Source organism: Acinetobacter sp. YH12128 (genome assembly GCF_013418655.1).
Lineage (GTDB): Bacteria > Pseudomonadota > Gammaproteobacteria > Pseudomonadales > Moraxellaceae > Acinetobacter > Acinetobacter amyesii.
The window spans coordinates 58,334-70,590 of record NZ_VPBO01000013.1; the positions used below are offsets into that span (position 1 = coordinate 58,334).

The following is a 12,257-nucleotide window of genomic DNA, read 5'->3' on the forward strand; positions in this document are numbered from 1 at the left end:
AGCTAAAAGAAAAATATGCAACAGAGTGACCAACAAGCAATCTTCAAAAAAATAGGGCGAAGTATTCTTCATGCTCTATTTAGTGTGTTTGTCCTCTGTTCTTCGATTTGGCTTTGTGCTGCCCTGTGGATACAGCAACCGGCAGGCTGGTTAGGCAGCCGCATTATCATTGGAATCTGGATTGCTTTTGCCCTGAGCATTTTAGGCATCTATATTACCCAACACTTTTTTAGCCGTCGTAAAGATGTCTTGATTTATATAGTGGGCTTTATTTGCGGTCTATTTTGGTATTTTGGCATGGAAGCGCGTCAAGATCGTGAATGGAATCCTGAAGTGGCAGAAATTCTACATTATGAAAAGCAAGGCAATCTGGTCACCTTACACAATGTGCGTAATTTCGACTGGCATGCCGATGGTAGCTTTACCCCGCGTTGGGAAACTCGCCAATATGACCTGAGTCAAATCAATGGCGTCAACATCATTACCTCGTATTGGATGGGGCCGCAAATCGCCCATACCTTGGTCAGTTTTGATTTTGCTGACCGACCACCGCTGACATTTTCGATTGAAATTCGCAAAGAGAAAAACGAAGAATTCTCTGCGATTGGTGGTTTTTTCCGTAAATATGAACTGAGCCTCATTGCATCAGATGAAAAAGATATTATCTATACCCGCAGCAATACACGCGGAGAACAGGTTTATTTCTTCCCCGTAAACATGCCAAAATCTGAAATGCAGGCGCTGTTTATTGAATATCTCCATAAAGCCGATGAACTGCAGACTCAACCTAAATGGTACAACACGCTCACCAGTAATTGTACAACACTGGTGTTTGACATGATTCAAGCCGTTTCCAAACATCAACTTCCAACCGATTACCGCTTATTTGCATCCGGTTATTTGCCGAATTATTTATATGACCTCCATGCCATAGACCAAAATTGGGATATGAAAACATGGTATCAAAAAGCCCATGTTAACCCTCGTGTCTCTCAAATCAAGCAACTGAGCAGTGAACAATATTCCAAATTAATTCGACAAGGTTTGCCGCATTCACAGTCTAATCCAAGCGCCAATCAATTGTAATTCTTAAATAATGATACAAATATGGCTAGCTTATCTGTGCGATATTTGCTTAGATAGTTGAAATGCTTCCACGGGGAAATTCCGATGCTAAAACAAATATTTGTTGCTGCAACTTTGGTTTCAACTTTAGTGGTGACAGGCTGTGAAAGCATGCCTGCACAAGACAACACCATAACTGAAAATTTAAACCTATTACAAAACCGTACTTGGATTGCCACTCAAATTGGTAACACTCCAATCAAAACAGCACCCAATGCGCATAATATTCCAAGCATTCAATTCGATGCGGCTTCAAAACGTGTCTCAGGTGCAGACGGCTGTAATCGTATAATGGGTGGCTATAATGCTGGCAAAGACACCATAACGTTTGGCCCGATTGCTGCGACACAAATGGCTTGTCTCAATAACAATGGGCTAGAGCGACAGTACCATGCAGCACTCGAAAAGGTAACGCATTATCAAGTTTTTGGAAAAACCTTGAAATTGCTAGACCGTCACGGCAATTTATTAATTCAATATGAAAGCGCTGTTCAACCGCGTTAAATCATTAAAAAAGTCTGCTTCGGCAGACTTTTTTATTCACTGTTCAGTCATGCCAGAGACATTTAATGCACATAAACTAGTGATTAGTATACAGACGTACATTGCAGTTTTTAGCTATAACCCCATATTAAACATCAGGGAACAAAATAGGATTTCACTATGCAACAAGCGGTATTTGGTGGTGGGTGCTTTTGGTGTGTAGAAGCAGTTTTTCTACAACTAAAGGGCGTGCAAACAGTCGTCAGTGGTTATGCAGGGGGAGTTACTCAGCATCCGAGCTATGAGCAAATTTGTGAGGGGAATACCCAACATGCAGAAGTCATTCAGATCAATTTTGATGACAGCCAAATCAGTTTTAGCCAATTGCTAGATGTATTTTTCGCAACTCACGATCCAACCACGCTGAACCGTCAAGGCAATGATGTCGGTACACAGTATCGCTCAGTGATTTTCTATCAGGACGAATCACAAAAGCAGCTTGCTGAACAACGTATTGAAGAATTAAAAGCTGAAGGCATCAATATCGTGACTGAACTGAGTCCAATGCCAACCTTCTACCCTGCCGAAGAATATCATCAAAACTTCTTTGCACGTAACCCAAACCAAGGTTATTGTAATTTTTCAATACCACCTAAACTCATGAAATTACGTAGCAAATTTCAAGACCTACTCAAATCTGAGTGATCTAATTAAACGGCATCTATTTTCAAAATAGAGACATAAAAAAAGCGACATTTCAGTCGCTTTTTTTAGTTATCTTTGCTCAATGCTTAGTTATCACTGGCAAAGGCGATATCGCTGAGTCCGGCTCCACTCGCACGCGACATCACTTGCGCAACTGTGTCATAACGTGATTCTTTATCGGCTTTTAATACCAATGCAGGCTTACGTTCTTGCTGACCAGCTGTATTAAGACGACTTTCTAAATCTTCAAGCGTCACAATATCACCATTCCAAGCGATATCACCCGCTGAGTTAATACTGATGGTTACGCTTTCAGGCGGCAGATCAATCACTTCTGCAGTCGTTTGTGGCAAGGTTAATGGAATTGATGGGTTGGCAACAGTCGCAGTCACCAAGAAGATGATCATCAATACCAACATAATATCGATGAGCGGAATGAGGTTCATCTCATTCATGCCAGCATCGTTGTCTTCACCCAATTGAAAAGCCATTAAGCTTGACCTCCAGCTAAACTTTGCTGTGCAGTTTTCACGTCTTCTTTCTTCGCTGCAGATTCTTGTTGCAACATAGTATCAATCAATAAACCATGCGCTTGATCTTGCAATTCATTCGACAGTGTACGGTTAAAACGAACACAGATGTTATAAGCCAATACCGCAGGAATCGCCACAGCCAAACCAAGACCGGTCATGATCAAAGCTTCACCGACTGGAGTTGCCACTTGCGCTAAACCCGCTTGACCGCTTTTACCCACTGCTACAAGGGCATGAAAAATACCCCATACTGTACCGAACAAACCTACGAACGGTGCAATTGAAGCAATCGTACCCAATACAGATACGCCTTTTTCAGCATTAGCTTTTTCTACCGAAATTTGACGTAGTAATGCTTGTTCAGCCACAGCCTTACGTTGTTCAAAAGCCAAAGGAGCAAATTTCGCTTTCAGTTTGCTTAGTGCATCTGCAAGGTGGTTATACGCCACTTGTTTGAGCTGACGTGTGCCCATAATACGAAGAACGAAGATCGTCCAAGTCGCAATCGACATTGCAAGTAACACGAAATACAGTGTTTTGCTGACTGCATCTGCATGTTGCCAATAAACTGAAAAGTTCATATTCGAACTCCTAATGGGTTAGCCGGAATCTTAATTAAGTTTAAAGTTGAATGGTTGATCAACTCGCGTCGGAGTTGCCACACCATTATCAATATATTTGGATAAACGTGCACGCTTCACTGCATCAGTCACTTTACGGTTTACAGCAGCGCCACAAGTCGAGTTTTTAATCGTTGCTGATTCGACTTTACCTTCAGCACTTGCAGCAATCGCAACTTCAACTGTACACGACGCTTTTAATTCACCATTTTCAAATTGAACATTCGGTTTCTTAATCCAACTGACACCATTACCAATGCTCACAGTTTTAGGTGTCGGTGGCGCAGGTGGTGCTGGAGGCGCAGGTGGTGGTGCAACAGGTGCCGGAGGTGTTGGTTCAACACGAACGACTTTCGTTTCAGAAACCACAGTTGAAACAACAGGTGTTGGTGGTACGTTTTTGACCGCTTCAACAGTTGGTTTCGGCGCATCTTTCTTTTTCACCTGTTCCAGTTTTTCCACTTTCTTCGGTGGAGGTGGTAAAGGCTTATCTACAATTTTAACTTCTTTTGGCTTTGGTGGCTCTTTCTTCGGTTCTGGTTTTGGCTTCGGAGGTTCTGGTTTTTTCTCTTCAACAATCTTCACAAAGCGAACTTTAATCGGATCTTTTTCGATCGGTTTAAGTTCTGGTGCTTTCATATTGCTGACCGCCCACAATACCCCCATATGCCCTACCACAACAGCGAGAAGCGCAGTAATGATTTTCTTTTTCATCGGGTTAGGTGATTGCATCATTGGAGCGGGAGATTGACTCATTAAACTCAGTTACCTTGAAGAAGCGATTGCATTTATTTTGTCAAAAATACAATCATGCTCATCGGTTAGCACAATTAAAGTACGGCAATAATAAATGAGAAGTGTTTTCATTTGCAACTATTAATTCGTCAGTTTTAATGACTTTTTTTAATCATAATATAAAAAAGGCATACCTAAAGTATGCCTTTTTTATTCAAAAATTCATCTCGTTTTATTGAAATACAACAGTTTTATTACCATCGACAATAATACGATCTTCAAGATGCCATTTGACTGCACGTGCGAGCACATTACGCTCTACGTCCTGACCTAACTCGCGCAATTGCTCAACAGTAAAGTCGTGACTTACACGCTCTACGTCTTGCTCAATAATCGGCCCTTGGTCAAGATCAGCAGTCACATAGTGCGCTGTCGCACCAATCAACTTCACACCTTTTTCATGCGCTTGTTTATATGGGTTCGCACCAACAAAGGCTGGGAGGAATGAATGGTGAATGTTAATCACTTTCATTTCCCATTTTTGAACAAATTCTTCGTCTAAAATTTGCATATAACGAGCAAGAACCAATAAATCATTGCCTTGCATCAATTGATCAATTTGCTCATAAGCTTCACGTTTGTTTTCTTTGTTCACGGGAACCACTTCAAACGGAATACCGAAATTTTCTACAGATTCACGTAAAGCATCGTGATTAGACACGACTTTGGTGATTTCACATGGCAAACCACCACGTGCATGACGCCATAACAGCTCAAGCAATGCATGGTCAACTTTAGACACCAAGATACCGACTTTCTTCACATCACTGACTAAAGCTAAACGCCAGTGCATGTTGTAACGCTCAGCAACATTGCTCGCAAATGTTTGAGTTAGACTTTCTTTACGGCTTTGTAAATTGTCCAATTCGAACTCAACACGCATGAAGTATCGCCCCCCTTGAGCTTCAGTCGCGTATTGATCAAGTGCGGTAATATTTGCTCCCTGATGATACAAAAAGCTCGATACAGCTTGCACAATCCCCGGTTTATCTTCACAGGTAATGAGTAAGCGTGCTGTGTTAGCGGTCGACATATTCATGTTGGTTTATATCACTAATCAGTTAAATTGAAAAAAGAGCCGAGTATTCTAACGCTTTTTAAAGCCAGACTAAATAGTCTTATTCAGTAACCTGATGCTTTGCGTTTGAAAGACTTGCAAATAAGTCCGACGGCCCTAAAGTTTCGAGCAATCGCTCATAGGTTTCACGGCTTTCACCACGTAGATATGCACCTTCTAAGAACACCATTTGTCGTAGTGCTTGCCACACCCATTTTTCTTCCAAAGTGTTTGAGTCAGTAATATGGCCAGACATATAAAGGAAGTTGGTCCAGTTGGTCAGCACGATCCACAAGTTAATGGTTAAGGCCTCAATTTCAGAATCGGTCATCTGCATTAAGCCTGCGTCAACAAAGGCACGATAAATTTTCTGCCCTTGTTGCATGACTTGACCGGCAAAACGTGGATACATTTTGCGGAAATCTTCATTATTTTCGACCAAGTGATAAACATCACGATGTAAAAAGCGATAAGCCCATAATTGGCTACTTAACACTTGGAAATAGCGAATTTTATCATTGGCATCAAGCTGACGATCATCAGGAAGCGCTAACATTTCTAGCGTTTCATGCTGATATTGCTCCATTAATTCCTTAATAATTTCACTTTTATTTCGGAAATGGTAATACAAGTTACCAGGACTCATTCCCAGTTCAGCAGCAATATGATTGGTTGTCACTGAACGCTCGCTACGCTCATTAAACAACTGCAAACTCAGCTGCAAAATACGTTCTTTCGTTTTTAAGGTTTTGGTGTGAGACATCCTAAAACAACCATTTATTTCAAAGCATTAGAACACTAACACATAAAGTAACTTGACTATTTAGAGTATTTACTCTAAAAATTAATTAATCGCTAATTTGGATATGGTCGTGCGACATGAATAGTCAGACAAAAACAACTTCAATGACACCACATTCTTTTGATCAGCAGCATCTCAACAATATGTTGGAACAGCAGAAACAAGCGTATTTACGTTACCCATTGCCTACAGCGAAGGAACGTATTGATCGTTTGGCTCGGCTTAAGCGTATCTTAGTTAAGTATCAAGATCAATTTGCTGATGCAATTAATCAAGACTATGGTAACCGTTCTATTGGTGAAACCAAGATTGGTGAGTTACTTACATGTCTTGAACACATTAAATATTATAGCAAGCATTTGACAGACTGGATGAAACCATCCAAACGCCATGTCGGAATTATTCACCAACCTGCAAAAGCATGGGTGCAATATCAACCGCTTGGTGTCGTCGGCATTATTACGCCATGGAACTACCCACTGCTTCTTTCTATAGGCCCACTGATTTGTGCTTTGGCTGCGGGCAACCATGCCATGATCAAAATTTCGAGTGCCTCTGCGGCATTCGGTGATGTGCTAGAAAAAGCTCTCGCAGAAGCATTTCCTCAAGAATTGGTCGCAGTCGTCAACGGTGGTGGCCCAATTTCAGATGCGTTTAGTCACCTTGCCTTCGACAAAATGATTTTTACTGGCTCGACCAATGTCGGTAAAACCGTCATGGCGGCAGCGTCTGAAAACTTAGTTCCGGTGATTTTAGAATTAGGCGGAAAGTCACCTGTATTGGTTCATCCGTCTATTGACCTTGCAGATGTCGCACAGCGTCTTGCGGTTGGTAAACTTTGGAATGCAGGTCAAACTTGTGTTGCACCTGACTATGTGTTCTTACCTCGTGGTAAAACAGCTGAATTTTTAGATCACTATAAAGTGTGCGTTGAAGCCATGTACCCAAGTATTGCCCAAAATCAGGACTACACCTCGATTATTAATGACAAGCAGTACAACCGCCTACAAGGTTATTTAGAAGATGCGCGTGATCAAGGCGCACAAATCATCAGTTTTAACCCACAAAATGAAGATGTGGACGCTGTACGTAAAATTGCACCGACTGTTTTAACGGGTGTCACTCCAGACATGCAAATTATGCAGCATGAAATCTTCGGTCCGATCCTTCCGATCATGGAATATGATCAAATTGACGAGGTTATTGCTTTTATTAATAGCCGTCCTCGTCCACTTGCTTTATACTATTTCGACTTTGATCAGGCACGTGCCGACTATGTCGCAACACGTACCCATTCAGGACATTTCGGACAAAACACGGTATTAACCCATGTTGCTCAAGATGACCTGCCGTTTGGCGGTGTGGGGGCTTCGGGTATGGGGAAATATCATGGTCCAGAAGGTTTCTTCAGTTTGTCGCATGAACGCTCGGTGATGTCGAATCCAAAACTCTATAGTTTGAAATTCATTCTTCCACCGTTCAATAAGCCGATCCACAAACTGATTTCGAAGACACTTCTTCGATAAACGATCAAGGCATGAACGATCACACTAGGTGATCGTTCGTTTTATGCAAAATCGCTTGTCTTTTAAGCGCATTTTTGATATAAAACGCCCCTTGAATGAATTCAATGTTTTTTTTGACTGGCCATACAGATTTGCTGTTGGCTAAATCAATGGAGTTACACCATGTCTAAGGTTTGCCAAGTTACCGGCAAGCGTCCAGTCGTTGGTAACAACGTCTCACACGCCAACAACAAAACTAAACGCCGGTTCGAGCCGAACCTGCATCACCACCGTTTTTGGTTAGAAAGCGAAAAACGTTTCGTACGTCTTCGTCTAACTACTAAAGGTATGCGTATTATCGACAAATTGGGCATCGAAAAGGTTGTTGCTGACCTACGTGCTCAAGGTCAAAAGATCTAAGGAGCTACGAACATGCGTGATAAAATTCGCCTAGTTTCTTCTGCTGGTACAGGTTATTTCTACACTACCACTAAGAACAAACGTACTATGCCGGAAAAAATGGAAATCAAAAAATTTGATCCAAAAATCCGTCAACACGTAATCTTCAAAGAAGCTAAAATCAAATAATTTTAGTTTTTTGAAAAAAACGACCTACTTAGGTCGTTTTTTTTTGCATTTTTTTTATTCGAATTGCTAAACTTTCAAAATGCTTTTTGGCACTTTTTGTGCTTGTCTTTTTTACCCTTAACTTAGGCTTAAGGAGTTTTTAGTGCCTCATGATGTAGAACTCATAATATTACTTGCTGTTGGCTTTGGTTTTGCCTTAATTTTTGGCTATATTGCTGCACGCCTGCGACTTCCTCCCCTTATCGGCTATCTGATTGCCGGTATTATTATTAGCCCAAATACGCCTGGAGTAGTTGGCGATATCCATCTCGCTAACCAATTGGCCGAACTCGGTGTCATGTTCCTGATGTTTGGCGTGGGTATGCACTTTTCACTCAATGATTTGATGCAAGTCCGTCGTATTGCCCTCCCGGGTGCCATTTTACAAATTGCAGTGGCGACCTTACTCGGTATGGGAATTTCCATGCTTTGGGGCTGGAGCATGGGCTCAGCCTTAGTGTTTGGCTTAAGTTTGTCGTGTGCAAGTACTATCGTTCTACTCAAAGCCTTAGGTGATCGCGGCTTACTCAACTCCGTCAATGGTAAAATTGCCGTGGGTTGGCTCTTGGTTGAAGACTTGGTGATGGTTCTGGTCCTGGTCCTTCTACCTGCGACTGCCGTACTGCTTGGCGGTCAACCGCTCACATCAGGCAGTGCCGATGAAAATATTTGGCTGACCTTAGGTCTAACTTTACTCAAAGTTGCTGGCTTTATTGCCTTCATGCTGATCATTGGTAAACGCTTAGTGCCAATGATTATGCAAGTGGTTGCGCGCTTAGGCTCACGTGAATTATTCACGCTCACCGTGGTTGCAGCAGCCGTATCTATTGCCTTTGGTGCCTACAAGGTATTTGGTGTATCCATGGCACTGGGCGCATTTTTTGCCGGTATGGTGGTCAAAGAGTCTGACTTTAGTCACCGTGCAGAAGAAGAAACTCTTCCGCTTCGTGAAATTTTTTCGATTTTGTTTTTCGTCTCCGTCGGCATGCTGTTTGATCCACGGATCTTGATTGAACAACCGCTTCACGTCTTAGCTGTGGTCGGCATTATCATGATTGGTAAGACCATCGCTGCAATGGCGTTGGTGTTGTTCTTCCGTTACCCCATCAATACCGCATTAACCGTTGGGGCAAGCTTGGCGCAAATTGGTGAGTTCTCATTTATTTTGGCGACCTTAGGTGTATCTCTAAACCTCCTTTCTATGGAAGGACAAAACCTGATACTGGCAGGTGCATTAATCTCGATTACGCTGAATTCATTTGTATTTTCTGCAATCGAGCCTATGCAGCGACTCATCCGTGAGCGCTCGAATTTGGCCCGTTTACTGGAACGTAGTAGTGACCCATTAGCCATGTTGCCGGATGAGGTCTCACAGGATTATCTACGTGATCAGGTGGTACTAATTGGTCATGGTGAAGTCGGTCGTCGTATTACCCGTGAATTAATGAATGAAAACATTAAAGTGGTTATTGCTGAAGAAAACCGTGAAATCGTGGAAAACTTGCGGGAAAAAGGCATCGCTGCGGTATCCGGTGTAGCAACAGAACCGGGTGTTTTAATTCAGGCCCATATTCAACACGCACGCCTTTTGGTCATTTCACCTATGGATATTTTAGATATTCATAAAATTGTCGATATTGCCAAAATGCTGAATCCTTCTATCCAAGTATTGGTGTGTGCGGAAAGTAAAGAAGAAGCTGAAGTCATTCGTCGTGACAATATCGGTGAGGTTTATTATGCCAAAGAGGAAATGGCGAAAAATATGAGCAATCATATTTTAAATCAAATCCAAATTGCCCATCACCAAACTCCGACACACTAAACTAAGTGCCTAATTAAGTTCTTATGAGCAAAACCCAAAAGGCGATGCATTAAAGCATCGCCTTTTTTTAATTGATATAATTCAGTAATTTTAAAATTACAAATAATTGAATTTAAAAAACATATTGATAAAATGAGCATCAAACGAAGCATCATGTTAAATACTTCAAACAAGAAACGAGAAAAACATGTACATCCTCTATTTAGGCCTTGCCATTATTTTAATTGGCGGTCTGGGCTTTCTCATCGCTGCATTTAAAACCAGTATTTTATGGGGACTGGGCTGTCTATTGTTTTATCCCATTTCCATCGTCTTTCTGATTCTGTATTGGCAAGATGCCAAAAATCCTTTTTTCTTACAGCTCATCGGGGTCTTTATTGTATTTTTAGGTTCGATACTGATCTCACCTACTGAACTGGGCACAGTCTAAGTGTCATTTTGGGCATAAAAAAACGCACCGAAAGGTGCGTTTTCATTATCATGATCCGCAAAGTCAGCAGCTATATGATTAGCTCATATATTTGGGCTTTTCATCAACCACTTCGGCATGCCATTCATCCACTTGTTTTTCTAACAAACCAAACAATGCAGCCTGAATCATTTGCTGAGCGATCACACTCATTTGATCGCCCAAAATATTGCGTAATTCTTCATTGAATTGGATAGTCACCAAAGGCTCTTTTTCTGAGCCTGCATTACGCAATGCCAACTCACCACCTTCCAATTGAACCAGCTCTAAAATTGCTTCCTGGTTCCCAAAGAGTTCTTTCAACTGTTCTATAGACATATATCCCTCCATGCGCAACATGGTGATAAAGGCATCTGCACTTTGTATTACTTAGATAATCTTATATCGGGTTAAATAAATTTATTTCAAGTAGCAATAGTCCAATTAGAACTCCACCATCTCGTTACGAAATCCATCAATCAATTGGGTTAGATCACGATGCCATTCACGCAAAATAGCGGTATCTGGCAACCATGCTTGCGGTGTTTGGGTAACTTTAATAATTAAATTTGAAGACGTTTCATCTTCTGGCTCTGGTGCAGACGGTTCAGGTGCATATTGACACATACGATGTGCGCGTTTCAGCTCTGCAATAAAGCCCTGCTTTGCCAATTGCTGCATAACAGTCACTTCAGGTGATACCTGACCTTTTTCAGCCATCAGCGTTTCAATCGACTTTAACGTGGGCGCAGGATCATTTAAACGATAGTAACGCACCAACTCTTGTAAAAACGCAAGTACTGCACCATGCAAATGAAAAACTGCTGCTTCGCGATAAGCCTGAGCTTGTTGAACATGATCGGTCTGCTCGGCTTGCTGACATGCAAGACGGGTAAAATATAATTTTTGATTGGTACGATCAGCATGAAAGCGAGCAACACGAGACATGAACAATTCCCTAAATTTTGGCGTTTTTCTACATGAATAAGCTTAAACGGATTTTTAGGAAATTCACAATAAATATTATGGATGATCGATTTCAATTAAATAAATGTCACGCTTTGCAGGAACTGGTATATCCCAATCAATCATCCTGATATTTTCCAGACGCCAAGCCCAGTACCCTGCGGCCCAATAGGTCGCCTGCGCTTGCTCTACCTCTGTTTCAGTCCATGCATGAACGTCATATACATCGACCATCGCCACTGCACGTCCAGTATCTTCATCTCCGCTTTCATGTAAGTAGCGTTGATTTTCCACGATCACTAAATCTTTTAAAGGCAAATGTTCGGGCTGCCATGAGCGGATTTCAAGCGTTTTAAGCCCACACACAATGTTCGAACCAGATGGCGCAACAATCGACAAAGCCGAGTAGCATTTTTTCATAGATCACCGATAAAAAAAGGAGCGTTACGCTCCTTTTTGAATTTATGCTTTAGGCTTATCTTCAGCCGCTTTTACGCGAATACCCGCACCTTTGACTTTCAAAGTATTCAGGCCCTTAATCGCTTTTACAGCTTCACGACCATTTGGCATTTCGACAAAACCAAACCCTTTCGATTTACCTGTGCTTGCATCCATAACAACAACAGCAGACTCTACTGCGCCAAATGGTTTAAACAGTTCAACCAATTCAGCTTCAGTAACTGAACGCTCTAAGTTACGTACTAAAATTTTCATTCAATCTTCCAAATAGACAGCATCATCAAAAAGCATTTGTCTATTTTGCTTTTTA

Annotated in this window: 17 protein-coding genes; 8 read left to right on the plus strand and 9 right to left on the minus strand. The window is 41.6% G+C overall.

Annotation, left to right across the window (positions count from 1 at the left end; all coding sequences use genetic code 11):
- The first annotated feature begins 15 nt into the window (after positions 1-15).
- The 3 genes from FTU64_RS08250 to msrA all read left to right on the plus strand — a co-directional run bounded on the left by FTU64_RS08250 (position 16) and on the right by msrA (position 2,313).
- A complete protein-coding gene (locus FTU64_RS08250; RefSeq protein WP_180059548.1) occupies positions 16-1,086 on the plus strand; it encodes a DUF4105 domain-containing protein in 1,071 nt (356 codons plus the stop codon).
- A gap of 84 nt (positions 1,087-1,170) precedes the next feature.
- Complete coding sequence (locus FTU64_RS08255) at positions 1,171-1,629, plus strand: META domain-containing protein (protein WP_111884063.1); 459 nt, start codon at positions 1,171-1,173, stop codon at positions 1,627-1,629.
- A gap of 159 nt (positions 1,630-1,788) precedes the next feature.
- Positions 1,789-2,313, plus strand: a complete 525-nt coding sequence (gene msrA / locus FTU64_RS08260; protein WP_180024449.1) for a peptide-methionine (S)-S-oxide reductase MsrA — start codon at positions 1,789-1,791, stop codon at positions 2,311-2,313.
- Positions 2,314-2,399: 86 nt separating this feature from the next.
- On the opposite strand, the gene FTU64_RS08265 is transcribed toward msrA, so the two are convergent.
- From FTU64_RS08265 to FTU64_RS08285, 5 genes are all read right to left on the minus strand, one after another.
- The gene (locus tag FTU64_RS08265) at positions 2,400-2,804 is read right to left on the minus strand and encodes a biopolymer transporter ExbD (RefSeq protein ID WP_078189686.1); all 405 of its coding nucleotides are present in this window, start codon (positions 2,802-2,804) and stop codon (positions 2,400-2,402) included.
- Positions 2,804-3,427, minus strand: a complete 624-nt coding sequence (locus tag FTU64_RS08270) for a MotA/TolQ/ExbB proton channel family protein (protein WP_078192725.1) — start codon at positions 3,425-3,427, stop codon at positions 2,804-2,806. The genes FTU64_RS08265 and FTU64_RS08270 overlap by 1 nt, the downstream gene beginning before the upstream one ends.
- A 30-nt stretch (positions 3,428-3,457) precedes the next feature.
- Positions 3,458-4,222 carry a TonB family protein gene (locus tag FTU64_RS08275; RefSeq protein ID WP_180040564.1) on the minus strand — a complete coding sequence of 255 codons (765 nt, stop codon included), beginning with the start codon at positions 4,220-4,222 and terminating at the stop codon, positions 3,458-3,460.
- 211 nt (positions 4,223-4,433) lie between these two features.
- On the minus strand, positions 4,434-5,300 hold the full coding sequence (gene purU / locus FTU64_RS08280; protein ID WP_078192727.1) for a formyltetrahydrofolate deformylase: 867 nt from the start codon (positions 5,298-5,300) through the stop codon (positions 4,434-4,436).
- A 79-nt stretch (positions 5,301-5,379) separates the two neighbouring features.
- Positions 5,380-6,081: a TetR/AcrR family transcriptional regulator gene (locus tag FTU64_RS08285; protein ID WP_168377888.1), complete on the minus strand. Its 702-nt coding sequence runs from the start codon at positions 6,079-6,081 to the stop codon at positions 5,380-5,382.
- A 116-nt stretch (positions 6,082-6,197) separates the two neighbouring features.
- On the opposite strand from FTU64_RS08285, the gene FTU64_RS08290 reads away from it, so the two are divergent.
- From FTU64_RS08290 to FTU64_RS08310, 5 genes are all read left to right on the plus strand, one after another.
- Entirely contained in the window at positions 6,198-7,646 is a 1,449-nt protein-coding gene (locus FTU64_RS08290) for a coniferyl aldehyde dehydrogenase (RefSeq protein ID WP_180004568.1), read from the plus strand.
- A gap of 162 nt (positions 7,647-7,808) precedes the next feature.
- Positions 7,809-8,045 (plus strand): 50S ribosomal protein L28, encoded by a 237-nt coding sequence (gene rpmB / locus FTU64_RS08295; RefSeq protein ID WP_000048256.1) that lies wholly within the window; start codon positions 7,809-7,811, stop codon positions 8,043-8,045.
- A gap of 12 nt (positions 8,046-8,057) precedes the next feature.
- Positions 8,058-8,213 carry a 50S ribosomal protein L33 gene (rpmG, locus tag FTU64_RS08300; protein WP_001205031.1) on the plus strand — a complete coding sequence of 52 codons (156 nt, stop codon included), beginning with the start codon at positions 8,058-8,060 and terminating at the stop codon, positions 8,211-8,213.
- A 142-nt stretch (positions 8,214-8,355) separates the two neighbouring features.
- Positions 8,356-10,074 (plus strand): cation:proton antiporter, encoded by a 1,719-nt coding sequence (locus FTU64_RS08305; RefSeq protein ID WP_180059549.1) that lies wholly within the window; start codon positions 8,356-8,358, stop codon positions 10,072-10,074.
- Positions 10,075-10,261: 187 nt separating this feature from the next.
- Positions 10,262-10,504, plus strand: coding sequence for a hypothetical protein (locus FTU64_RS08310; RefSeq protein ID WP_078192731.1), 243 nt, complete (start codon positions 10,262-10,264; stop codon positions 10,502-10,504).
- A gap of 78 nt (positions 10,505-10,582) precedes the next feature.
- Here FTU64_RS08310 and FTU64_RS08315 read toward each other — a convergent pair whose 3' ends face one another.
- The 4 genes from FTU64_RS08315 to FTU64_RS08330 all read right to left on the minus strand — a co-directional run bounded on the left by FTU64_RS08315 (position 10,583) and on the right by FTU64_RS08330 (position 12,202).
- Positions 10,583-10,861, minus strand: a complete 279-nt coding sequence (locus FTU64_RS08315; RefSeq protein ID WP_078192732.1) for a hypothetical protein — start codon at positions 10,859-10,861, stop codon at positions 10,583-10,585.
- A gap of 105 nt (positions 10,862-10,966) precedes the next feature.
- Complete coding sequence (locus FTU64_RS08320; protein WP_078189695.1) at positions 10,967-11,470, minus strand: DUF6586 family protein; 504 nt, start codon at positions 11,468-11,470, stop codon at positions 10,967-10,969.
- Positions 11,471-11,545: 75 nt separating this feature from the next.
- Positions 11,546-11,908, minus strand: coding sequence for an ASCH domain-containing protein (locus FTU64_RS08325; RefSeq protein ID WP_180059550.1), 363 nt, complete (start codon positions 11,906-11,908; stop codon positions 11,546-11,548).
- Positions 11,909-11,950: 42 nt separating this feature from the next.
- Positions 11,951-12,202, minus strand: a complete 252-nt coding sequence (locus tag FTU64_RS08330) for an RNA-binding protein (RefSeq protein ID WP_078189697.1) — start codon at positions 12,200-12,202, stop codon at positions 11,951-11,953.
- Positions 12,203-12,257: the final 55 nt, after the last annotated feature.